24 protein-coding genes are annotated in these 22,672 nt (G+C 72.4%); 10 read left to right on the top strand and 14 right to left on the bottom strand.

All coding sequences use genetic code 11. The features are described 5' to 3' along the window. Nucleotide 1: 1 nt before the first annotated feature. The gene (locus ITJ60_RS14795) at nt 2-814 is read left to right on the top strand and encodes a methyltransferase domain-containing protein (RefSeq protein ID WP_194648472.1); all 813 of its coding nucleotides are present in this window, start codon (nt 2-4) and stop codon (nt 812-814) included. A 15-nt stretch (nt 815-829) separates the two neighbouring features. Here ITJ60_RS14795 and ITJ60_RS14790 read toward each other — a convergent pair whose 3' ends face one another. The 3 genes from ITJ60_RS14790 to ITJ60_RS14780 all read right to left on the bottom strand — a co-directional run bounded on the left by ITJ60_RS14790 (nt 830) and on the right by ITJ60_RS14780 (nt 4,647). After that, nucleotides 830-1,702, bottom strand: coding sequence for a L,D-transpeptidase (locus tag ITJ60_RS14790; protein ID WP_194648471.1), 873 nt, complete (start codon nt 1,700-1,702; stop codon nt 830-832). 119 nt (nt 1,703-1,821) lie between these two features. Continuing rightward, a complete protein-coding gene (locus ITJ60_RS14785) occupies nt 1,822-3,654 on the bottom strand; it encodes a phosphatase PAP2 family protein (protein ID WP_194648470.1) in 1,833 nt (610 codons plus the stop codon). A gap of 102 nt (nt 3,655-3,756) precedes the next feature. Further along, nucleotides 3,757-4,647: a CPBP family intramembrane glutamic endopeptidase gene (locus ITJ60_RS14780; protein ID WP_185002644.1), complete on the bottom strand. Its 891-nt coding sequence runs from the start codon at nt 4,645-4,647 to the stop codon at nt 3,757-3,759. A 37-nt stretch (nt 4,648-4,684) separates the two neighbouring features. Here ITJ60_RS14780 and ITJ60_RS14775 point away from each other — a divergent pair, with 37 nt between their 5' ends. Further along, nucleotides 4,685-5,374 (top strand): metal-dependent transcriptional regulator, encoded by a 690-nt coding sequence (locus ITJ60_RS14775; protein WP_194648469.1) that lies wholly within the window; start codon nt 4,685-4,687, stop codon nt 5,372-5,374. Between the two features lie 214 nt (nt 5,375-5,588). Here ITJ60_RS14775 and ITJ60_RS14770 read toward each other — a convergent pair whose 3' ends face one another. Further along, entirely contained in the window at nt 5,589-6,233 is a 645-nt protein-coding gene (locus ITJ60_RS14770; protein WP_194648468.1) for a HEAT repeat domain-containing protein, read from the bottom strand. A 111-nt stretch (nt 6,234-6,344) separates the two neighbouring features. Between ITJ60_RS14770 and ITJ60_RS14765 the strand changes: the two genes are divergently transcribed. Next, a complete protein-coding gene (locus ITJ60_RS14765) occupies nt 6,345-7,298 on the top strand; it encodes an aldo/keto reductase (RefSeq protein ID WP_194648467.1) in 954 nt (317 codons plus the stop codon). Nucleotides 7,299-7,471: 173 nt separating this feature from the next. On the opposite strand, the gene ITJ60_RS19375 is transcribed toward ITJ60_RS14765, so the two are convergent. Beyond that, a complete protein-coding gene (locus ITJ60_RS19375) occupies nt 7,472-9,697 on the bottom strand; it encodes a septum formation family protein (protein ID WP_194648466.1) in 2,226 nt (741 codons plus the stop codon). Then, the gene (gene pyrE, locus ITJ60_RS14755) at nt 9,694-10,245 is read right to left on the bottom strand and encodes an orotate phosphoribosyltransferase (protein WP_194648465.1); all 552 of its coding nucleotides are present in this window, start codon (nt 10,243-10,245) and stop codon (nt 9,694-9,696) included. The genes ITJ60_RS19375 and pyrE overlap by 4 nt, the downstream gene beginning before the upstream one ends. An 86-nt stretch (nt 10,246-10,331) precedes the next feature. On the opposite strand from pyrE, the gene ITJ60_RS14750 reads away from it, so the two are divergent. The 5 genes from ITJ60_RS14750 to ITJ60_RS14730 all read left to right on the top strand — a co-directional run bounded on the left by ITJ60_RS14750 (nt 10,332) and on the right by ITJ60_RS14730 (nt 16,526). After that, nucleotides 10,332-11,999 carry a hypothetical protein gene (locus tag ITJ60_RS14750; RefSeq protein WP_194648464.1) on the top strand — a complete coding sequence of 556 codons (1,668 nt, stop codon included), beginning with the start codon at nt 10,332-10,334 and terminating at the stop codon, nt 11,997-11,999. Between the two features lie 64 nt (nt 12,000-12,063). Beyond that, entirely contained in the window at nt 12,064-13,407 is a 1,344-nt protein-coding gene (locus ITJ60_RS14745) for a peptidoglycan DD-metalloendopeptidase family protein (protein WP_194648463.1), read from the top strand. Nucleotides 13,408-13,550: 143 nt separating this feature from the next. Then, a complete protein-coding gene (locus tag ITJ60_RS14740) occupies nt 13,551-15,368 on the top strand; it encodes an alpha/beta hydrolase (RefSeq protein WP_194648462.1) in 1,818 nt (605 codons plus the stop codon). Then, nucleotides 15,368-16,045, top strand: a complete 678-nt coding sequence (locus ITJ60_RS14735) for a hypothetical protein (RefSeq protein WP_194648461.1) — start codon at nt 15,368-15,370, stop codon at nt 16,043-16,045. The genes ITJ60_RS14740 and ITJ60_RS14735 overlap by 1 nt, the downstream gene beginning before the upstream one ends. A 73-nt stretch (nt 16,046-16,118) precedes the next feature. After that, nucleotides 16,119-16,526: a hypothetical protein gene (locus ITJ60_RS14730; RefSeq protein ID WP_194648460.1), complete on the top strand. Its 408-nt coding sequence runs from the start codon at nt 16,119-16,121 to the stop codon at nt 16,524-16,526. A 209-nt stretch (nt 16,527-16,735) separates the two neighbouring features. Here the strand turns inward: ITJ60_RS14730 and ITJ60_RS14725 are convergent, their stop codons facing one another. The 6 genes from ITJ60_RS14725 to ITJ60_RS14700 are packed head-to-tail and all read right to left on the bottom strand — an operon-like array spanning nt 16,736 to nt 19,777. Further along, the gene (locus ITJ60_RS14725) at nt 16,736-17,500 is read right to left on the bottom strand and encodes an aminoglycoside 3'-phosphotransferase (protein WP_323749187.1); all 765 of its coding nucleotides are present in this window, start codon (nt 17,498-17,500) and stop codon (nt 16,736-16,738) included. A gap of 10 nt (nt 17,501-17,510) precedes the next feature. Further along, nucleotides 17,511-18,113, bottom strand: coding sequence for a hypothetical protein (locus ITJ60_RS14720; protein ID WP_194648458.1), 603 nt, complete (start codon nt 18,111-18,113; stop codon nt 17,511-17,513). After that, a complete protein-coding gene (locus tag ITJ60_RS14715; RefSeq protein WP_194648457.1) occupies nt 18,110-18,748 on the bottom strand; it encodes a hypothetical protein in 639 nt (212 codons plus the stop codon). Before ITJ60_RS14715 ends, ITJ60_RS14720 begins: the two co-directional genes overlap by 4 nt. Continuing rightward, nucleotides 18,745-19,116, bottom strand: a complete 372-nt coding sequence (locus tag ITJ60_RS14710; RefSeq protein ID WP_194648456.1) for a hypothetical protein — start codon at nt 19,114-19,116, stop codon at nt 18,745-18,747. Before ITJ60_RS14710 ends, ITJ60_RS14715 begins: the two co-directional genes overlap by 4 nt. After that, a complete protein-coding gene (locus ITJ60_RS14705) occupies nt 19,113-19,304 on the bottom strand; it encodes a DUF2273 domain-containing protein (protein WP_111086173.1) in 192 nt (63 codons plus the stop codon). The genes ITJ60_RS14710 and ITJ60_RS14705 overlap by 4 nt, the downstream gene beginning before the upstream one ends. Continuing rightward, nucleotides 19,301-19,777 carry an Asp23/Gls24 family envelope stress response protein gene (locus tag ITJ60_RS14700; protein ID WP_194648455.1) on the bottom strand — a complete coding sequence of 159 codons (477 nt, stop codon included), beginning with the start codon at nt 19,775-19,777 and terminating at the stop codon, nt 19,301-19,303. The genes ITJ60_RS14705 and ITJ60_RS14700 overlap by 4 nt, the downstream gene beginning before the upstream one ends. A 120-nt stretch (nt 19,778-19,897) precedes the next feature. Between ITJ60_RS14700 and ITJ60_RS14695 the strand changes: the two genes are divergently transcribed. Both ITJ60_RS14695 and ITJ60_RS14690 read left to right on the top strand, forming a co-directional pair. Next, complete coding sequence (locus ITJ60_RS14695) at nt 19,898-20,734, top strand: exodeoxyribonuclease III (protein ID WP_194648454.1); 837 nt, start codon at nt 19,898-19,900, stop codon at nt 20,732-20,734. A 113-nt stretch (nt 20,735-20,847) separates the two neighbouring features. Beyond that, the gene (locus ITJ60_RS14690; protein ID WP_194648453.1) at nt 20,848-21,096 is read left to right on the top strand and encodes a nuclease; all 249 of its coding nucleotides are present in this window, start codon (nt 20,848-20,850) and stop codon (nt 21,094-21,096) included. 9 nt (nt 21,097-21,105) lie between these two features. Here ITJ60_RS14690 and ITJ60_RS14685 read toward each other — a convergent pair whose 3' ends face one another. Both ITJ60_RS14685 and ITJ60_RS14680 read right to left on the bottom strand, forming a co-directional pair. Next, complete coding sequence (locus ITJ60_RS14685) at nt 21,106-21,513, bottom strand: aldehyde dehydrogenase (protein ID WP_194648452.1); 408 nt, start codon at nt 21,511-21,513, stop codon at nt 21,106-21,108. A gap of 222 nt (nt 21,514-21,735) precedes the next feature. Beyond that, on the bottom strand, nt 21,736-22,659 hold the full coding sequence (locus tag ITJ60_RS14680; protein WP_194648451.1) for an AEC family transporter: 924 nt from the start codon (nt 22,657-22,659) through the stop codon (nt 21,736-21,738). Between the last annotated feature and the right edge of the window lie 13 nt (nt 22,660-22,672).

Raw genomic sequence — 22,672 nt, 5'->3', positions numbered from 1 at the left:
GATGCGCTGGGACCCGTCGCGGTACGCCGCGTTCGCGGACGACCGCGGGCGTCCGTTCCACGACCTGGTCGCGCAGGTCGCGTGGCCGGCCGGTGACGGACTGGAGGCCCCGCGTCGCGTCGTCGACCTGGGCTGCGGTCCCGGGGCCCTCACCGCCACGCTGGCAGCGCGGTGGCGTTCGTCGCCGGTGGTCGGGATCGACAGCTCGGCGGAGATGCTCGCGTCGGCTGCGGCCGACCCCGCTCTGGCGGGCCTGCCGAACCTGTCGTTCGAGCTCGGTGCGATCGAGGACTGGACGCCCGGGCCGACCGACGACGTGGTCGTGACGAACGCGGCGCTGCAGTGGGTGCCGTCGCACGTGGCGCTGCTGCCGCGGTGGCTCGCCGCGATGCCGTCCGGGTCGTGGTTCGCGATGCAGGTGCCGGGCAACTTCGGGTCGCCGTCGCACGCGCTGATGCGGTCGATCGGGGCCTCCGGGCCCTGGGCCTCGGCGCTCGACGGCGTGCTGCGCGAGGACCCGGTGCTCGACCCCGCCGGCTACCTCGGCATCATGCTCGACGCCGGGTTCGCGGCCCGCGCGTGGGAGACGACCTACGCGCAGCTGCTGCCGGGCGAGGATCCGGTGCTCGACTGGGTGCGCGGCACCGGGCTGCGACCGGCACTGGCTGCCCTCGACGCCGCCGACCCGAGCGGTGCGCTGACGGCGGAGTACGTCGAGCGGTACCGGGTGGCGCTGCGCGAGGCGTACCCGGCGAGCGCCCACGGCACGGTGTACCCGTTCCGTCGGGTCTTCGCCGTCGGCCGCAAAGCCTGAGGCGTCAGCGGCGGGTCACTCGACGGTGACGAGGGTGCCGAGCGGCAGCGCGTTGACCGCGGCGACGGCATCGGCATCGAGCCGGACGCAGCCGTGCGACACCGTGCCCGAGGTCGTGGCGTTCCAGTGCAGGCCGATCAGCCCGCCGTCGTGGCCGCCGTACGGCTCGTCGGCGGCGCCCGAGTGCAGCGATGTGAGCTGGATCGGGTGGTCCCCCGTGCCCTGGGCCGGGTCGACGTAGCGCTGTTCGAGGTACCCGGTCACGTTCGTCGGCGTCGGGGTGTCCGCCGTGCCGACGCCGGCGTCGAACCGCTGCAGGGTCGTGCCGGCCGCGTTCACGACGGACACGGTCTGCTCGGTCGTCGAGATCACGATCCGGGAGCGCGGTGTCGCCGTCTTCCGGAGCGCGCGGACCGGCACCCACGCCGCGGTCTGCGCGGCGGCGCCGGTGGTCCCCGCGGCTGACGGCAGCTGCTGGCGGGCAGGGGTGAGGACGAGCTCCCAGTCGCCGTCGCGTTCGACCCCGACGACGGTGGTCGGTTGCCGCAGGAAGTCCTGCGCGGCGAGACGGGCGACCGGGCGGTGGCGGTGGGCACCGAACAGGGGCGCGTCCGCGGTCAGGTGGAACACGGTGTCCGACCGCACGGTGCGGTCGAAGGGCATCAGGCCGGCGATGACGGCGGAGTACTGCGCTTCCGGCAGCTTCGCGACCGCGGCGGCGTCGACGTGCGGGACCGCGGGCGCGGCCGTGGCCGGGGTCGTGGCCGGGGTCGTCACCGGTGCGGCGGCGGTGCGGTCGCTGCCGAGGAGCGCGGTCGTGACGAGCCCGGCCGCGGCGAGCACGGCGAGGGTGGCACCGGCGGTGGTCCAGATGGTGCGCGTGCGCATGACGTGGCTCCGAGGAAGGTGGCGAGCGGGGAGGGTGGAGAGCGGTGGGGCCGGTGCCCGCGGGGTGCGGGCACCGGCCGGTCGCATCGGTGGTGCGGTGGTGCGGTGGTGCGAGCGGGTCAGCCGCTGACGACCGGCAGGTGGATGCCGGTGCCGCCCGTGGTCACGCCGGGGTCGGTCGCCACGCCGGTGCCGGTCCCGCCCGTGCCCGTCCCGCCGGTGCCGGCTCCCGTTCCCGTTCCGCCGGTCGCCGCCGGAGTGACGGTGATGGCGAGTGGTGCGGCCAGCACCGAGTCGCCCGTGCTGGCGACCAGGTCGACCGTGTGCGCACCGGTGGCGGTGCCGGCGGGGATCGTCACGGTGCCGGCGACCGTGCCGTCGGCGGCGACGGTCAGGGTGCCCACCGTGACGGGGTCGGAGTGCAGGACGACGGACAGCGTCGCACCGGCGGTGAAGCCCGTGCCGGCCAGCGCCAGCTTCGACCCGGCTGCGACCGACGAACCGTGCGGGGCGGTGAGGACACCGGTCAGCACCCGCGCGGTGCCGCCGGTCGACAGGACCTCCACGGCACCGTCGGTGGCGACCGACACGGTCGCGCTCGTCGCGGCTGCGAGGTCGAGTCGCTCCCACGAGCCGTTCGCCGTGCCGGTCTGGTCGAGCGGGTAGCCCGAGTCGATCTCCGTCTGGGCGAGCACCGACGTGCGCTGGGCGTCCGTCAGCGTCGGGAACGTGGTGCGGAGCAGGTTCTCCGCGCCGGCGGGGACGGACGGCGCCTGGCCGGCGGTCCCGGTCTTCGCGAAGCCGTAGGTCATGCGCTCCTGGTAGACCCGCACGGCCGAGGCGCGGTCGGTGACGACCTGGGCGGTGCCGCCGGGGATCGCCTTCCCGCCGTAGGGGTTGTTCGTGTAGGGCTTCTCCTCGGCGATGCAGTTCGCCAGGGTGTCGCCGCACTGCTGCTCGAGGTACCGCACGAGCTCGGCGCGAGCGGGCTCGAGCACGTCGGTGCGGTACTGGGTGTCCGACCAGCGGGCTGCGAGGGCGGCTTCGCCGTCGATGCGCCCACCCATGATGTCGAGCGGGTAGTGCACGCCGAGGACGATGCGGTCGTTGCCGTTCTCCGACGTGCGGGCGAGGATCTCCGGCGCGAGTTCGGGGACGAGTGTCGCCAGGGTGATGCCGGCCTGGTACGCGGTGGTGGTGTGTCCGCTGGGGTACGAGCCGCCGGTGCAGATGCCCGCGGTGCCGTAGCCGGCGTCGAGGACGACGTCGTTCGGCGAGAACTCGTGCGTGGTGTCCGTGGCGACCGGGACGCGGGTGATGTCGAGCGTGCCGTCGGCCGATGCCCATGCCTTGCCGGCGCGGTTGGCGGAGACCGACGAGGCGTTCACCGTCGCGGGGGCGCAGCCGGTCTGGTCGTCGGTCGCGGGGAGCGTCGAGGTGGTGGTCGCGGGCAGGTAGGGGCGCGGGTAGCTGTAGTGGGCCTTCGCGGTCCCGGTGCTCACGTACGCGCCGGTGCTGCCGTTCGAGCTGTTGATGACCGCGCTCGTCAACGGCAGGGCGCCGTCGAGCCGGCCCTGCACGTACGCCTTCTCGAGCACGTCGCCGAGCCCCTGGGCGACCGTGGAGGACTGGTCGTAGGCGGTGTTCGTGGCGTTCTGGTACTCGGAGTCCTGCAGCGCGGTGAACTGCTGCGCCGCGGTGGCGTTCTGGTTGATCCACGAGGTCAGCTGATCGTTCTTCGCGAGCGTGGCCGGGTCGACGACGGTGCCGTGCAGGTCGTTGGCGCCGCTCGACGTCCAGAACTGGTCGTACCCGCTCAGCAGCGAGACGAGGTCGGGCTTGGCGGAGTCGCTCGGGTACGTCGTGGCCGCCTGGGCGACGAGGGGTGTCCCGAGCACGAGTGCGGTCGCGGCGACGGCGACGGTCACCCCGCGGACAGCGGTTCTGCGCATGTGTGGTGGCCGCTCGGGGACCGAGCGGCGCTCCTCTCTTGGTACCGACTTGGAATCACCACGACGGTAGGGAGAGGCGGTTGCCGGCGCGCGAACGGGGGTCTACCGCGAGGTGAACCGGACCGCAGGCTGTGCGGGTTCGAAGCCACGGGCCTCCAGGGCGAACGCCGCCATCGGCGGCACCGAACGCCACCGCTTCGCCAGGCGACGCGGACGGTCGTCGCGCCACGCGACCATGCCGCCCGCGACGATCCCGAACGCCAGCACCAGGAACGAGAACAGGCCGATCAGCCCGAGGCCCACGAGCCGACCGGTGTCCGACGGATCGGCGGTCGCGGAGTACCCGATCGACCCGAAGTCCCAGAACGCGTGCAGCAGCACCGGCACGAGCAGTGACCCGGTCACCCGCCGAGCGACGTAGAGCGTGGAGCCGAACGACGCCGCGAACACGACCTGGACCAGCGTCGGTCCGATGCCGGCCCCGGCGAGCGCGTTGAGCAGGTGCAGCAGCCCGAACAGCACGCACGACAGCGCCCACACGCCGAACTCGGGCACCCGGCGCCGGAGCCCGACCAGCAGCGTTCCCCGGGCCATCAGCTCCTCGAACACCCCGACGAACAGCACCCCGACGGTGAGCAGCAGGAAGTAGCGCACGGGCAACGCTGCCCAGTCGATGAACGGCAGGCGCACCACGCACACCACCAGGACCAGAGCCGGAGCCAGCGCCGACCAGCGCAGCGGTGTCCGGGTGCGGTCGACGGTCGCGATCCGCCACCACCCGAGTCCCGTGACGACCACGGCGAGTGCGACGGCGGCGATGCCCTCGGGGACGACCAACGACCGGACGACGCTGTCCACCGTCTGGCCGAGGGTCGGGTAGTCGTCGCTCGGGCGCGACCGCCACGCGCTGATCGCCGCGAACACCACGAGCGGCGCGAGGCCGACGAGCAGCGAGGGCGGGACCGGCCAGCGGCGGCGACGGGGTTGGTGCACGTCCCGGTTGTACCAGTGCAGCCGTACGATTGGCGGTATGCGCCTGCCCTCGTTGTCGACCATGGCCGAGGACTACGTCAAGCTCATCTGGAAGGCCGGGGAGCGCGGTGGCGCCGGACTGGCCACGCGGGACATCGCGGCGACGCTGAAGGTGTCGGCCTCGACGGTGTCCGGCAACCTCAAGAAGCTCGACCGCGACGGCCTCATCGAGCACACCCCGTACTACGGCGTCGTGCTCACCACACTCGGGCACCAGGTCGCCGTGGCGATGGTCCGACGGCACCGGCTGATCGAGTCGTTCCTGGTGTCCCGCCTCGGCTACACCTGGGACGAGGTCCACACCGAGGCCGAGGCGCTCGAGCACGCGGTGTCGGAGCGGTTCCTCGACCGGGTCGACGCCGACCTCGGGCACCCGACGCACGACCCGCACGGCGACCCGATCCCCGCCGCCGACGGCACCGTGCCCGCCACGCTCGGCACGCTGCTCGGTGCGATCGAGCCCGGTGCGTGCGGCACCGTCGACCGGGTGTCCGACGACGACCCCTCGCTGCTGCGGTACTTCGACGAGCTCGGGGTCGGCCTCGGCACCCACCTGCGGGTCGAGCGGGTGCGGGACTACGCCGGCGTCATCGCGGTCTCCCGACGTGGGGCCGACGGCGCCGAGGCGCTCGTGGACCTGCCCGCCGCCGCCGCGACCGCGATCTGGCTGGCTCCCGACGCCGACTGACGCGCGCGGGCGCGCCCGTTGAGGTTCCGAAATCTCGGAACCTCGGCGCGCTCAGGGGCCGCACGTGGAACCTCGGCGACGAACCGACGGCATGTCGTGGAACCTCACGCGAGCCCGGCAGCCGACCCCCAGCCCAGCCAGTGACGGACGGGAGGCCCGTGGCGGCGTCGCCACGGGCCTCCCGTCCGTCAGCCGGTGACGTCCACGGCCGCACTCACCCCTTGGCAGACCGGGTCCGGCCGAGCGCCACCTCGCGCCGAGCCCGCTCGAGAGCGAGCGCGGACGCCGCGTCCGGGTCGTGCAACAGCCGCTCCGTGTCGGCGACGTGGTCCCGCACGGCGTCGGAGCCCCGGCCGGCAGCCGCCGCGAGCACCGGCGCCACCGTCTCCTCGCCCAACCCGACCAGTGCCCGCGACAGGCTGAGCCGTCGTTCGCGCGGACCGACCCCGAGCTGCACCGCCAACGTCCGGGCCAGGTCGCCCCGCTCGTCGTCGGGCACGAGTGCGACGGCGGTCCGCCAGGCGGCGCGCAGCACTTCGTCGTCGTGGTCCGCGAGCAGCGGGCGCACCGACGGCCACGACGACGGTTCGCCGACCTTCGACAGGGTGTGCAACGCCTGGCTGCGGGCCTGCGGCTCGGAACGGGTGAGCGACGGGACCACCCGCGCGACGACGTCGGCCGACGGGTGCCGGGTCAGCGCCCAGGTGAGCATGTCGCGGACGAAGAAGTCCGGCTCGACGGCGCACTGCTCGACGAGCACGTCCAGGTCGGCCGCCTCCGGGGTGGTTCCGGCGGCCATCACGGCCTGCAGCCGCACCGAGGAACGGGGGTCGGCGAGGGCATCGGTGAGTGCGGTCATGGGTCCATGCAACCCGCTGCCACCGGGGCCGTGTCAAGCCTCGGGGCATAGCGTCGGCCGAGGAGCGGTTCGCATCGAGGACCGCTCGCCCGACCACGAAAGGACCCCCGTATGCCCCGCATCGGTACCAGCGACCTCCACGTGTTCCCCCTCGCCCTCGGCGGCAACGTCTTCGGGTGGACGGCGGACGAGTCGACCTCCCACCAGGTCCTCGACGCCTACAGCGCGGCGGGCGGCGACTTCATCGACACCGCCGACGTGTACTCCGCGTGGGCCCCCGGCAACGAGGGCGGCGAGTCCGAGCGGGTGATCGGTTCGTGGCTCGCGGCCTCGGGCAAGCGTGACGACGTCGTCATCGCCACGAAGGGCTCGCAGCACCCGCAGTTCCAGGGCCTCGGCGCGGACACCGTCGCCGCTGCCGCCCGTGCCAGCCTGCAGCGCCTCGGCACAGACCGGATCGACCTGTACTACGCGCACTTCGACGACCAGTCGACCCCGCTCGAGGAGACCGTCCGCGCCTTCGACCAGCTCGTGAAGGACGGCATCGTCCGCTACACCGCGATCTCGAACTACTCGAAGGACCGCGCCGAGGAGTGGATCCGCATCGCGACCGAGAACGGCCTCGCGCAGCCGGTCGCGATCCAGCCGCACTACAACCTCGTCACCCGCGAGCCGTACGAGTCCGAGATCGCCCCGCTCGCCCACGCGCACGGCCTCGGCGTCGTGCCGTACTTCGCGCTCGCCGCCGGGTTCCTGACGGGCAAGTACCGCTCGAAGGAGGACTTCGCCGGCAAGGACCGCGAGGGCCAGGTCTCGGGCTACTTCAACGACGAGGGGCTCGCCGTGGTCGACGCCCTGTCCACCATCGCCGAGGCCCGCGACACCGAGCTCGCGACCGTCGCCCTGGCGTGGCTGCAGGCGCAGCCGGACGTCGTCGCGCCGATCGCCAGCGCCCGCAACACCGAGCAGCTGCCGGCGCTCCTGGCCTCGGCGGAGCTCGAGCTCAGCGCCGACGAGCTGCAGACCCTGTCCGACGTGTCGGCGAAGGTCCCCGCGGCCGCCTGACCCGCGCATACCTCGACCCCGAACGACATCCCCGACGTCGCACGACGTCGGGGATGTCGTTCGTTGCGCACGCGGGCATCACCGGCTCGCAACGAGCGACGAGATCGATGTCGTACGACGTCGACGGTGTCGTTCCACGTCGACCGCCCCACCAGCCCGCCGCAGCCGCAGCCCTACGCCCCCGGCGCCAACGACGCCGTGAGCTCCTGCCCCGACGACCGCGTCACGAAGCACGAGATGAACCGGTCGCCCTGGTCCCACGTCGCCTGGTCCGGCGCGTACGACCCCTGCACCTGCACGTCCCCGACGGCCGCAGCCGCCGAGGCGTTCAGCGCCGCGTCCGACTGGCACTGGTCGGCGGCCTGCGTCGCGAGGGTCTCGGCCCCCGGGTACGCATCCCCGTCGACCGCGATCCGTGCGGTGAGCTGCCCGATGTGCGGCGTCGCGCAGTCGACGACCGTGAAGCTCTGCGCCCAGGCGTTGGTGAACGGCGACAGGCACTCCCCGCCGGCCAGGTCGGTCCAGGCGTGCTCGCCCGGCAGCGCGGGCGTGGTGGCGAACTGGAGCGTGGCAGCCGGAGCAGCGGCCTCGTCCGAGGGAGCGGCAGACGCCGCAGCCGAGGGAGTCGCCGGAGCCGATGACGCTGCCGCCGGCGACTTCGTCGGCGCGATCTCCTGGTCGGAGATGTTGTTGCCGAGGATCCACTTCGACAGCAGGAACACCAGGACGATGAGCACGACGATCAGGGCGATCGAGCCGTAGACGAGCAGCTGCTTGCCGCGCTTGCCCTCGCTCCGCAGGCGCGCCGCCCCCTGGTTGATGAAGTTGTCGCGCTCGCCGGTCGACGCGGCGGCGGTCGTGGAGGACGGAGCAGCAGCCGACGGCACCGCGGCCGCCGGCATCATCCGCGTCCCGGTGTCCTCCGGGTCGTACCCCGTGCCGCCGAGCTGCCCGACGGCCTCGGTGCCGAACAGGTCCTTGATCGCACTCGTGTCGCTGGTCTCGCGGCCGTCCCACTCGGACTGGTCCAGGTCGTCCGGCGCAGCGGCCGGCAACGCCGTGGGCGCCCCCGTGTCGTCCCCGCGCAGGCCGAGCACGGCGTCCAGGTCGTGCCCCACCGCAGGCGGCAGGTGCGCTGGGGACGCGGGCGACGCAGCGGGTTCGACGAGCGGCGGAGCAGCGGCGGCCGGCAGCGCGGTGGTCGCCGCGTCCTCCGGGAGGCCCGTCCCCGACTCCGCCCCGTCACCGGCGGCGGGCTCCGGACGCACGTCCAGTGCCTCGGTCGGCGCCGCAGGAGCAGGAGCAGGAACAGGAACAGCAGCAGGAGCAGGAGCGGCAGCAGCAGCAGGCGGCACGACGGCCGGCGGGACGGCACCCGGCACGGCCGGGGGCACCGGGAACGTCCGACGCGCCTGCGGCACCCCGTCGACCGGGGTGTCGACCTCGCCCGAGACGACCTCGGCATCGACCTCGCCCGAGACGACCTCGGCCTCGGCCTCGGTCTCGGTCTCGTCCGCCAACGACCACGAACCGCCGTCACCGAACGCCGTCGTGTCGAACGAGTCGCCGGTCAGGGTCGTCGGGACCTCGCCGGTCTCGTCGTCGCGGATGGCCCAGTCGAACGGCCGGTCCGGTCCGGCGCCCTGCGTGGGCACGGGACCCGTGCCGGTGATCCGGAGCAGGTCGGTGAAGCTCGGCGGCTCCTCGGACGGGGGCAGCACGTTCTCGACGCCGAGCGGCTGGTGTGCCACGGGCCCGGTGGGCGGGACGGGCGCGCCGGACCCGGTCGCACGGCCGAGCCAGTCGACGTCGGCACGGCCCTCGCCGAACGGGTCGACGCGGCGACGTTCGTCCTCGATGGCCTGCGACGCCGCGGCGCGTTCGTCGCGGTGGGTCTGCGCGGTCGGGAGCACGATCGACGAGGGGTGCGGCGCGGTGGGGTTCGGCGGCACGACGGCGGCCGGCGGGATGCGGTCGTGCAGGGTGGAGCGCTCGTGCTCGGCGGCGGCGTCCGGGCTCTCGGACGGCGCCGACAGCTGCTCGGGCATCGAAATCGCCTGCGTCGCGGCGTCGTCCAGGTCCGGAGCGGTCGGAGCAGGCACAGCCGGTGCGGAGGGTTCGGGCTCGGACGCCGTCGCCTCGAACGGCTCCGGCAGCGGTGCCCCCGTCTCGCGAGCGGTGCGCTCGGCCTCGCGGCGCTCCCGTCGCGAGGGCCAGTCCTCCTCGCCACGCGGGGCGCCGAAGATGTCCGCGGCGCTGCGGAGACCGTGGAACGGAGCGTCCGGGTCGGACGCGCGCCGGGCCTCCTGGCCGTCCACCCCGTCGGCACCGTCGGCCGCCGCTGCGGGGCCGGCCGTGTCCTCGGGGTCGCGCGCGTCGTCCGGACGCTCCCCGCTCACGCGGTCAGCCCCAGATCAGCCAACCCGATGGCCGCGAAGTAGGGGTACCCGGCTGCCTCGATGGTCTCCTTGGCGCCGGTGTCGCGGTCGACGACGACCGCGACGGCGGCGATGATCGCGCCCTCGCGCTCGAGCGCTTCGGCCGCCTTGAGCGGCGAGCCGCCCGTGGTGGAGGTGTCCTCGAGCACGACGACGCGCTTGCCCGTGAGGTCCGGGCCCTCGACCTGCTTGCCGCGGCCGTGGTCCTTGGGCTCCTTGCGGACGACGAAGGCATCGTAGGTCAGGCCCTGAGCGGCGGCCTGGTGCAGCACGGCGCTGGCGATGGGGTCGGCGCCCATGGTGAGTCCGCCGACGGCCGAGACGTCCGGCACCTGCTGCACGAGCTCGGTCATGACCTGGCCGATCAGCGGCGCGACCCGGTGGTCCAGGCTGACCTTCCGCAGGTCGATGTAGTACGTCGCCTTCTTCCCGCTGGTCAGGGTGAAGTCGCCGTGGAACACCGCTTCGGAGGAGATGTACTGGATCAACTGTTCGCGCGCGTCGGTCACAGCGCACAAGGGTAGCCGGTCGGACTCGCAGCGCGCTGCCCCGTCCTGTGGGGTCGTCCCGAGCAGCCCTCGGTACGCTCCGGGACATGCCCCGAGCACCGCGTCGCTCCGCCGTGGCGCCGGCTCCGTCCGGCGGCCGTCGGTCCGGCGGCGTGGCCGGGGCGATCGGACGGGAGGCCCTGGGCGCCCTGGTCGCGCTGGCCCTGGCCGTCATCGCCCTCCGCCACGTCGTCGCCACGGAACGGGTCGCCTTGCTCTGGTACGACGGCGACTCGGTGCTGCTGCCCCTGGTGCACCGGTCGATGCAGCTCGGGCAGCCGTTCGAGTGGGCGATGTCCCCGGCGCTGTTCTTCTTCCCCGAGTTGCCGGTCTACCTGCTCTGCGCCCTCGTCACGGGTACCCCGCAGCAGGCCCTGGCGCTGAACGGGGTGCTCGTCCTGCTGGCCGTGTACGCACTGGTGCGGGCTGCCGCGAACGAGCTCATGCCGTCGGCCGGACGAGCGGCCCGCATCACAGTGTCGGCGGTGAGCGTGGCGTTCGTGACCCTGCTGGTGCTGACGGAGTCGTCGGGCACCGCGACGTCGCTCGAGCTGGCGTCCCTGCTGCTGACCACGACGTACTACTACGGCGTGGTGCTGGCGATGCTCGGCACCGCGGTGCTCGTGCTCCGCGCCGTGCGGGTCGGGCGGGCGTCCGTCGTCGTGCTCGTGGTGCTCGGGCTGGTGGCGCTCTGCACGACCGCGTCGAACCCGCTGTACGTGCCGTGGTCGGCCGCACCCGTCGTCGTCACGCTCGTGCTGCTGGCGGCGGTGCGCCGGGTGGGGTGGCGTCCCGCGCTGCTGCTGTCCGGCACCGTGACGGTCGGGTCGCTGCTCGGGTACCTGGTGCGGATCCCGCTGCAGCCCTTCGTGTCGCTCGACCCGTCCACCTACGTCCAGCCGTCGCGCGCCGTGGAGACCCTGCAGTTCTTCGCGGCGCTGACCGACGTGCGGGCCGGCACGGCCGCGGGCGACGCCGGGCTGTTCCTGATGTTCGTCGGGGTGCTCGTCACCGTCGGCGGCACGGTGTGGGCCTGGCGGGTCCGGACCGCGCGCACCGTGCTCGTCGCGACCGCGTTGCCCCTGGTGACCGTGGTCGCGGCGTCGATCGGGGTGGTCCTCGTCGGGTCGGAGACGCCGCGGTACCTCGAGCCCGTCGTCACCGCACCGCTGCTGGCCCTCGTCGCGGTGGCCGAGCTCACGCGCACCGCGGTCCGCCGCACCCGCGTGCACCGGCCGTTCCGCGGGGTCCGGGCCACCGTCGCGATCGCCGCCGTCGCCGTCCTCGCCGCCGGGGTCGCCACCGCACCGAGCACCGCGCACGCCGTCGCCACAGCCCGGTACAGCCCGTCGTCCTGCCTGGACCGCTGGGCGGACGGACGGTCGGTCACCGGGGTCGGGCAGTTCTGGACGGTGCGGCCGCTCGCCACGTACTCCGCGACGAACGTGCAGCTGCTGCAGGTCCGCGACACCTTCGACACGTACCCGTGGCTCGTCGACCTCGGGGCCTACCGCGACGCCGACCCGACGTTCGTGGTGGTCGGGTCCCACGACCTGTGGACCACCGCGGTCGAGGACTCCCTCGGTGCCCCGGCGACGATCACGCACTGCACGGGCTTCGACGTCTACGACTACGCGGGGACCTCCGGCGCGGACGTCCTCCGGCGCGACGTGGTCGGCAGCGCGGACGAGATCCGTCAGGAGCGCGGGTTCTAGGAGTTGTCCACAGCGGCGCGTCGGCGTCCGATCTTCTCTGTACGGATGTATAGGCTCATGGTCGATGTCTCGCCCCACCAGCCACCGCACCCCTCGTGCCTCCGTGCGCCTCCGCCTCGCCGTCACCGGACTGGCACTCGCGGGCCTCGTCGGCACGGTCGTCGTCGATGCTCCCGCCGCCCAGGCGGTGACCTACCCCACGTGGGACGAGGTCGAGAACGCCCGCGGCAAGGAATCCGCGAAGCAGGGGCAGATCACCGAGATCAAGGGCATCATCAGCGACCTCGACGCCAAGGTCGAGGCAGCACAGGCGAAGGCGCAGGAGCTCGGCGACGTCTTCTTCAAGGCCCAGGCCGTCTCGCAGGAGAAGGCGGAGGAAGAGCAGCAGCTCCGCGCGAAGGCGGACGAGCACGCGAAGGTCGCCGAGCAGAGCGCCGCGCAGGCCGGCCAGTTCGCCGCGCAGATGGCCCGCTCCGGCGGCGCCGACGTCACGACCTCGGTGCTCACCAAGGGCGAGGACGCCCGCGACCTGCTCTACGACCTCGGTGCGCTGAGCAAGCTGTCCGAACAGGCCGACCGTGTGCAGGCCGCCGCGGCCGTCGACGCCGGCGTCACTCGTTCGCTCGAGGCCCAGGCCGACCGCGCTGCTGGGGAGCTCGAGCGGCTCGCCGCGAAGGCCGAGGCCCGCATGCAGGAAGCCCAGGCTGCGTCCGATGCCGTGCAGACCGCCTACGAGGAGCAGCAGTCGAACAAGGCCCGTCTCGACGCCCAGCTCGCGACCCTGGTCTCCGGCCGTGTCCGGACCGAAGCCGAGTTCGCCAAGGGTGAGCAGATCCGCAAGGCGGCGGAAGCCAAGGCTGCGCGCGAGGCCGAAGCCCGAGCGGCACGAGCCCTCGCAGCCGCAGCGGCAGCCAACGCCGGCAGCGGATCGTCCGGCGGTGGCGGCGGCTCCGGCAGCAGCGGATCGGGCAGTGGCGGTTCCGCCGGCTCGGGCGGCGGCCAGGGCTGGGTCCGCCCGGCCAGCGGCTACGTGATCAGCCCGTACGGCTACCGCGTGCACCCGATCACCGGGATCGTCACCAAGCACGACGGCACCGACCTCGCCAGCGGCTGCTCGACACCCATCGTCGCGGCGTCCGCCGGCACCATCGACTACGTCGGCTGGTACGGCGGCTACGGCAACTACGTCCGCATCAACCACGGCAACGGCGTGAAGACGGCCTACGGTCACATCGTCAACGGTGGGTTCCGGGTCAGCCCGGGACAGCAGGTCTCGGCGGGGCAGCTCATCGCCCTCGTCGGTTCGACCGGCGCCTCCACCGGGTGCCACAGCCACGTCGAGGTGCACATCAACGGCGCCACGACCGACCCGGTCCCGTTCATGTCCGCGCGGGGCGTCGCCTTCTAGTCCCTCCGATCGCACACCAAACCGCCGTCCGCTCCCCGCGGGCGGCGGTTTGCTGTTCTCCACAGTCGGGTCTCTGCAATTTCACACTGCACCGCTGAAATGCTACGTTTCACCTATCGGTCATTTCGGATGGTGGGGGGACGATGGGGATCGAGTTCGACGACGCAGCGGCATCGCGGTTGGTCGACTGCGCGGTGGAGGTGGCGATGACCCTGCGTGCCAGCGCCGCACCGCGCCGGAGCAATGCCGAGGCTGCGCTGCTCGATTTCGACGGTGCGTACGCACGCCTGTTCGAGGCCGCACGGCTGACGGAGTCGACCGACCGCATCCGGCTCGCGAAGGGGCTCGAGGCGATGGTCGACCAGCTTCGGATCGCCCAGCGGCAAGCGGACGAGGAACGGCAGCGCCTGGCCGACCTGGCTTCGTGGCGGCAGCGCGAGACCGACCGTGAGCTCGTGCGCACCGCTGGCGGCGTGCCGATGCAGCCCGTACTCGACTGGAGCAGTGCGGTCTTCGACCCGAAGCCGTCGAGCACACCGAAGCGCCCGTCCCCGGTGTCCGCGACCTTCAGCGCCCAGGCCCGCCAGCGCACCGGCGGTGGTCGCTCCGGCGGACGCAGCAGTGCTGATCCGACCAGGCTGCGGCAGTTCAGCGCGACCGCCCGAGCACAGGACGCCTCGACGGAACAGGACCTGGTCCGGGTGCGCAACGCCTGGACCGCGTTCACGAGCCGCTGCAGCTGGGTCCCCATCGACGGTGCCACGCTGCCGGGCGGGTTCGGCGACTACCTCGCCGAGAACGCCGAGGACGCGTCCTGGGTCGACCGGATCGCGGACGCCTTCAGCGCTGCCGGCGGGGGCTCCCTGGCGAACACCGCGCTCGACGCTGCCGCGGCGTCGACACTCCCGCCAGGGCTGCAGCGGCTGCTCGATCCCTCCCTGACACCGGCCGAGGTCGCAGCGGCCTGGGCCGCGCTCGGCTTCACCGACGCCGACGTCCGCGCGCTGCCGCTGGCGACGCAGCTGCAGTTCGCGGGACTCGACGGGGTCCCGGCGGCGCAACGCGACATCGCATCTCGCGCAGTCCTCTCCGCAGCCGTGCGGGATCCGGAGCGGCTGTACCGGCTGATGGGGCTGGCGTACACCTACGGGGCGGTCAGCCTGGACGAGTTCACGGAGCAGGTCATCGCGCTCCGTGACGGACTCAACCGCGCTGATCAGCTCGCGGGCCGCCTGAAGGCGCCCTCGGCAGCGATCGCGCAGCTGGTCGGGTTCGGCGTCTCGAACGGCGCGCTCGTCGCCGCCGTCGCACTCGGCGACCTGGACACGGCGTCGAACGTGACCGTCAACGTGCCGGGTGCGATGACCACGCTCGGCAGCATGGATGAGAAGGTCCGCGCCGCCAACGGCCTTCTGGGAACCGCCCGGAAGCATCGACGAGCGGAGTCCTTCGCAGTGGTCTCGTGGATCGGGTACCGAGCACCGGGTGTCATCGAGGTCCCGCGCCAGGACCGTGCGTACGCGGGCGGGGCGAACCTCGCTTCGTTCCTCGACGGCGTCCACGACAGCCGCAGCACGGCACCGCGATCCGTGACCGTCCTCGGACACTCCTACGGTTCCACCACCGCGGCCGAGGCCCTCGCGCAGACCCGACACCGAGTCGACTCGTTCGTCACCTACGGCTCGGTCGGTTTCACCGACACCACGAGACCGGAGCACCTCAAGGTGGGCCGGGTCTACGCGACTGAAGGTGCGCAGGACCACACCGCGAGATTCGGGAGGATCGGGCGCACCGACCCCCGCGACCTGCCCGACGTCGGCAGGTTCAGTGCCGAGGCCGCCGCCGGGAGCAAGGCTGTCACCGGCCACGACATGTACCCGGACAGCGGCGTCGGCTACTTGTCCCGTGACGCCACGTCGCAGCAGACCATCGCCAAGATCATCGCCACCGGGAAGCCATGATGAACACCATGCAATCGATGCTCCGCACCATCACGACGGCAGTCCTCACCCTGGGACTGCTGACCGGGTGCGCAGCAGGAGGAGACCAGATGCCCACCGACGCAGCCGACCTGACCCAGGACGACGTCGCGGAGATGTCGCTGCACCAGGAGTTCGACGCCTTCCGGGACCACTACGAACACATGCAACGGCTCCTCAAAGAGGCCCAGCTCCAGGTCCACGACGGCGAATGGGAGTGGGGTGGCGGCGACGACCTGCCCGGGATAGGGGGTGATGGTGTCGCGCCGTTGCCGGGCTCTGACACCAGGAACAGCTACGACATGAGCAGCACCCGGCTCTGGTCCCCACCCGGCGCGATCGACCAGGAACGCGACCTGCAACCGATGGTCGACTACTTCACCGAACAGGGCTGGCAGGTCGAGCGCCGGACCATCACCGGCGACCGCGAAGTCTGGGCCACCACCGGCGACGGCTGGCAGATCCAGTACACCGCCCAGGAGAACGGCGACAACCCCATCACCGTCTACAGCGAACTGTTCTGGACCAACGACGGCAACGCGCTTTCGGATGCCATCTACGGACGCTCGACCGTCGAGTTTCCCGACCGGTCCATTCCGGGCGTCTTCCCGCCGTTCCCCTCTTGGGATGACCCCATCGTCAACGAGCCCAAGATCTGAGATGCTCCGCACCATCACGACGGCAGCCCTGGCCCTCGGGCTGTTGTCGGGGTGCACGGCAGGAGGAGACCAGATGCCCACCGACGCAGCCGGCCTGACCCAGGACGACGTCGCGGAGATGTCCCTGCACCAAGAGTTCGACGCCTTCCGCGACCACTACGAACACATGCAACGACTCCTCAAAGATGCGCAGCTCCAGGTCCACGACGGCGAATGGGAGTGGGCTGGCGGCGACGACCTGCCGCTGATCGGCGGGGACGGCGTCGCTCCGCTGCCGGGGTCGGACACGAAGAACAGCTACGACATGAGCAGCACCCGGCTCTGGTCCCCACCCGGCGCGATCGACCAGGAGCGCGACCTGCAACCGATGATCGACTACTTCACCGAGCAGGGCTGGACCATCGAACACCGCACCATCACCGGGGACCGAGAAGTCTGGGCCACCACCGGCGACGGCTGGCAGATCCAGTACACCGCCTAGGAGAACGGCGACAACCCCCTCACCGTCTACAGCGAACCCTTCTGGACCAACGACGCCAACGCCCTCTCCACTGCCATCTACGGGCGCTCGACCGTCACGTTCCCGGATCGGTCCCGCTCGGGTGTGTACCCGGACTTCCCCGAGTGGGACGACCCCATCGTCAACAAGCCCAAGATCTGACGCCGCCGACACGGCACGCCCGTGGTCACTCAGACGTCGTCGACATCGGCGTTCCAGAGCGCCCGGTACCAGTCCGTCCGCTCTGGGTCGTCGGGCACCCCGTACGCCTCGTGGAACAGCGGCTCCCACCCGGGACCGTAGTTCCACCCCAGCGCCATCGTCGCCACCGCCAGGTCGGCCCATCGATCCGCGACCCCCGTGGCGTCCAGGTCGACGTGCCCGCTCCACCGACCGTCGGCACCGATGAGCGTGTTCGGCGTGCACGGGTCCCCGTGGCACACCACCGTCAGGTCGCGGGGAGGCTCCCGCCCGAGACGATCCGTGTCGGCACCCGCCGCGCGGGCCCGGTCGAGCCGCGCCACGGTCGACCACACGAAGGGGCAGTCGTCCACCGGCAGGGTGTCGTGGAACGCGCGGAGCCCCTCGCCGACCGCGATCACCGCGGTCCGGGGTTCGTCGTGCCAGCGCGCGTCGACGGCGCTCCACCCGGGGACGGCGCGGGTGTGCAGCCAGACGCCCTCGTCGTCGGCGCCGTGGTCGAGCACCTCGGGCACCCGCACGTACCGTGACGCCCATTCCAATCGCGCTGCCTCGTTGCCGATCCACCGGCCGTAGGCGTGCGGCAGGACCTTGACGAACTCGTCGGCGTGCTCGTCCGGGCCGATCCGGAAGGTCGTGCCCCCGATCTCGTTGCGCCAGACGAGGGCGACCTCGCGGCCCCGGGCTGCCTCCGCGACCACCCGCGGCACGGGGAGGACGGAGTCCGGCCCCGGCAGCCCGCCGATCGACCGCACCACGACGGCCCTAGTGCACGCGGTCCGGGCGCGAGGACCCGGCCCCACCGCGTGCGATCTCGAGCAGGACCGGCAGGCGTTCCCCGAGCAGTGCGTCCAGGTCGGCCACGACGGCCTCCACCCGTTCGGTGACCTCGCGCGGTGAGGCCCCCCGGCGCGGACGGACCCGCACCCGGATCGCCCGGCCGCCGCGGACGCGGTAGACGTCGACCGCGAGCGAGGCCACCTGCGGCAGCTCCCCGATCGCCGACGACAGCGCGTGCTGCACGGCCGTGGACTCGACGCGCACCGAACCCGCGACGCCGTCGGCTGATCCGTCGCTCTCGACGACGGTGCCCTCGCGGCCACCGCCGAGCGTCGTCAGCACCACGATCGCCAGGATGCCGACGACGACCCCGCCGCCGAGCACCCACGTCCACGACAACAGGGAGTCATCGCGCGACGTGTCCGTGCCGAGGCCCGCGAGTGCATCGCCGCCCGTGCGCCACCAGGACGCCACGAGCGGCAGGCCCTGGGCCGTCTGCACCAAGATCGCACCGACCCCGGCGACGAGCAGGACGAGCCCGACGACGACGAGCGCCGTCCGGCCGAGCCCGCGGTTGGTCGCGTTCATCCGTCGACCCGTCCGGTCGGCTGGACGCGCACCCGTGCAGCGAGGGCGGGGAGCGCGTCGATCGCGGCGAACTCGTGCTCGACGGCCTCGGTCGCGGCGACCGCGGGCACGTCCACACCGGCGGCGGGGCGCAGCACCACCTCGACGGTCCGGCGGCCCACGGTGCCGACGGCAGCGTCCGGCCCGAGCCGTGTGACGGAACGGGCGGCACGTGCCGCGGCGGAGGCGAGCACCTCGTCGTCGACCACGACGGCGAGCCGGTCGGATGCCATCGCGTGGCGCGGACGCCGCTGCGGCAGGAGCCCCTGCAGCAGGAACACCAGACCGACGAGTGCGACGATCGCGGCGATCCCGACGACGAGCGTGGTGTCGAGGCCGTCCGGCGCGGCGAGGGCGGCGTCCACCACGGCGCGCGGGTCGACGCCGAGGACGTTCTGGTCGAGCAGCACGAGGGCACCGGCGAAGACGGCAGCGGCGGCGAGCACGAGGGTGATGAGCATCGCGATGACGACGGCACCCGACCGGGACACGTGGGTCTCGCGGCGGAGCAGACGGCGGTAGGTGGCGGCGTGCTCGGTCGACGGGGCGGGGCCGGCTTCGGGAACCGATGCGGTCCGGTCGTCCACGGCGGTCACCGGACCCTCCGGGGGACGTCGACGACCGACGACGCGAACGTCACGGTCACCCGGGACACCTGTCGGCCGGTGATGGTCCGGAGGCGCTCGGCGATCGTGCCGCGGGCCCGGTGCGCGCTCGTGACGACGGGTTCGTCGGGGACCGCGTGGCTCCCCAGCACGGGCAGGGTGAGCGGGGCGGTGATCTCGACCGCCAGCGCGCCGCGGCCGTCGTCGGAGACCCGGGCACGGACCTCCCGGAAGGCCACGCGCAGCGCTTCGGAGGCGACCGCCTGCGCGGTGTGCACCAGCGCCGACGTGCCGATGCGGTCGGAGCCGCGGAGCCGGACGCCGCTGTCGCCGACCGTGGCGACGGCGGCGTCGGTCACGACGAGCTCCGGCGTCCGCGCAGCACGTCGACCAGGCGACGCACGTCGACGTCGCCGGCGACGATGCGGGCGACCAGCCCGCCGACGGCCATGCAGACGGCGACGACCACGAACGCCCAGAACCCGAGGGTCACCGCGACGATCGCGAGGAGGGCGCCGACGCCCATCCCGACGACGGTGGCGTTCACCGGACCCGGCCCTCGCGGACGTCGCCGTCGAGGTCGTCGGCGGTGCCGTTCAGTGCCGGGATGTTGACGTCGTTGATCGCGATGTTGACCTCGGTGACCTCGAGCCCGACGAGCTCGGTGACGGCGCTCGTGACGGCGGCGCGCACAGCGGACGCGACGTCCATCATCGGGATCGGGTAGTCCACGACGATCGTCAGGTCGACGGCGACCTGGGTCTCGCCGACCTCGACGCGGACGCCCTGGCCGAGCGCGCTCGAGCCGATCGCGTCGCGGATGGCGCCGAACGCCCGCGAGGCGTTCCCGCCGAGGGCGTAGACGCCGGGGACGTCACGCGCGGCGATGCCCGCGACCTTGGCGACGACGGTGTCGTCGATGATCGTCTTGCCCTTGGCCGTGACCTGCGTGGTGGTGGTGGTGCCGGTCGTGGTGCCGGTCGTCACGGTCCCGTCGACGCGGTTCGTCGTCGATGCCATCAGTGCCTCCTGCGCTCGCTTGCTGGACTTCCAGCGAACACCATCGTGCCGCGCTGCGCCCGAGAGCGGCAGGCGGCGCGCTGCACGGCGGGGTCGGTCGTCCCCGGTAGGTTCGATGCCATGCGCGTGGCGACCTGGAACGTGAACTCCGTCCGCACCCGAGTGGGGCGGATCGTCGACTGGCTGGTGCGCGAGGACGTCGACGTCCTCGGCATGCAGGAGATCAAGTGCAAGCCGGAGCAGTTCCCGGTGCAGGCGTTCGAGGACGCCGGCTACCACGTCGAGGCGCACGGCCTGAACCAGTGGAACGGTGTCGCGTTCGCCAGCCGGCTGCCGATGGAGGACGTGGCCCGCGACTTCCCCGGCCAGCCCGGCTTCCTCAAGGGGCACGAGGGGCCGGACCTGCCCGTCGAGGCCCGGGCCATCGGCGTCACCGTCGACGGCGTGCGCCTGTGGAGCCTGTACGTGCCGAACGGGCGCGAGGTCGGCGACCCGCACTACACGTACAAGCTCGACTGGCTCGCGCAGCTGGCCGACCGCACCGCCGAGTGGATCGCCGCGTCGCCGGAGACCCCGCTCGCGCTGATGGGCGACTGGAACGTCGCACCGCTCGACACCGACGTGTGGGACGTGCGCGTGTTCGAGGGGCACACCCACGTCAGCGAACCCGAGCGCGCCGCGTTCCGGGCGTTCGAGGCGAAGGGGCTGCAGGACGTCGTCCGGCCGATCGTCCCCGACGGCTACACCTACTGGGACTACAAGCAGCTGCGGTTCCCGCGCAACGAGGGCATGCGCATCGACTTCGTGATGGGCTCCCAGGCCTTCGCCGACGTCGTCACCGATGCCTCGATCCACCGCAACGAGCGGAAGGGCGACGCCCCGAGCGACCACGTCCCCGTGGTGGTCGACCTCGACCTGGACACGTCGCTCGACGACGACCGCCCGATGATCTTCTGAGCGGTCACACGGTCGTGACGCGTTCTGTTACGCCCGGCGTCCGCTCTCGTTGAGCAGGTGACAGCGCCGACGTAGATTTCCTGCACCGAACCCCTTCGAGAGCAGGTGAAGCCATGTCCCGCACGACGATCCTTCCCATCCAGCGCGTCATGGCGAACGCGGCCCCCGGCGCCTGGCGCGACGGCATCGTCGTCGAGACCCGCCCCGCCGACGCCGTCGTGGTGTTCCTGGACGGCGGCGTGACCCAGCTCCGGGTGGCGGACGCCGACGCCTTCCTGTCGGTCGGCGACCCGATCGCCCACCACCCGGTGGCGGAGATCCTCAGTGCCGGCGGTCGTCAGACCACGGCACCCAGCGCGTAGCCCGTCGGCTCAGGCAGACATCGAGGCGAGCATCGCCTCGCACTTCGCGACCATCTCGTCGCAGGCCATGGCGCAGTAGCGGCACGACTCGTCCATGTCCATGTGCTGCCGGCACTCGGCGGCGCACATCGTGCCCATCGTCATCACGGCCATGAGCATCGCCTGCATGCTCGGCAGGTCCATGCCGGCCGGACGCATCATCATCCGCATGCCGGTGTCGGCCATCATCGCCGTGTTGGAGCACATCGCGGCGCACGTGGCCATGTCGCCGCCCATGCGCATGTCGCTCGCGGAGCACATCGTCGCGGCCATCGACGCGGCGTTCATCGCCATCATCGTGTCCTGCATCACGTCCATGTCCATCTCCATGGGCATGTCCGTCATCGACATGTTCTTCATCATCGCCATCGTGTCCATCGGAGGTCTCCGTCCGTCGTGGTCCCGAGGCGGGTCCGCCCCGTGGGTGTCAGCGTACGCGCGCCCCCGATGCGCTTCGTGAGCAGGAATGGTCGGGTCGGTGACCGCGAACCGACCATTCCTGCTCACCATCCGCGGTGCACGCGACCCCACGGCGGACGGGAGGCACGGTGCGGCCCCGCCACGGGCCTCCCGTCCGCCTCGCGGTGCGCCCAGGGCGCGCTACGGGTGCAGCAGCGCGGCGATCGTGACCAGGACGGGGACCGAGCCGATCGTCGAGAGGAGCACCACGTCGCGGGCGACCGGGACCGCCGCGTCGTAGCGCTGCGCGTAGTTGAACACGTTCTGCGCCGCCGGCAACGCCGCCAGCGTGGTGAGCACGAACACGTCCTGGTCGCCGAGCCCGAACACGAACCGTGCGAACACGTACGCGACCGCCGGCATCACCACGAGCTTGATCGACGACGCCACGATGACGTCCGTCCGGATCGCCGGGTCCCGCAGCGGCGCGGCACCGTGCAGGCTCATCCCGAACGACAGCAGGACGACGGGCACGGCAGCCGCGCCGACCAGCGAGAACGGCTCGAGCACGGGGTCGGGCAGCGTGATGTCCGTCGCCGAGAACACCAGGCCGACCAGCGAGGCGATGATGATCGGGTTCCGGAACGGCCCGGAGATCCGGCGTCCCCAGCCGCCGGCGCCCGAGGTCGCGGCGTCGAGGATCGTCAACGCGACCGGCGCGATGACGATGAGCTGCAGCAGGATCACCGGCACGACCGCGGTCGCCTGCCCGAGCACGTAGACGGCGACCGGCAGGCCGATGTTGTTCGCGTTGACGTAGCTCGCGGCCAGGGCCCCGACCGTGGTGGTGGTGACCGGTCGCCGCAGCACGAACCGGAAGACGGCCGCCGCTCCGAGTGCGACCACGGAGGCGCTCAGCAGTGAGACCCAGAGCATCGGGGACAGCAGCGACTCGATGTCGGCCGAGGCGATGGTGTGGAAGAGCAGGCAGGGCATGAGCACGAAGAACGCGAGGCGACTCATCACGAACTGCGCGTGCGGGCCGAGCAGTCCGATGCGCCCGACGACGTACCCACCGGCGATGATCGCGCCGATGATCGCGAAGCCGGTCAACACGCCACCCATCGCGTCCATCCTT

This window comes from Curtobacterium sp. VKM Ac-2884 (assembly GCF_015350945.1).
GTDB lineage: Bacteria > Actinomycetota > Actinomycetes > Actinomycetales > Microbacteriaceae > Curtobacterium.
Note: the sequence above shows the minus strand (reverse complement) of the source record. Positions and strands in the feature narration are given on the sequence as shown.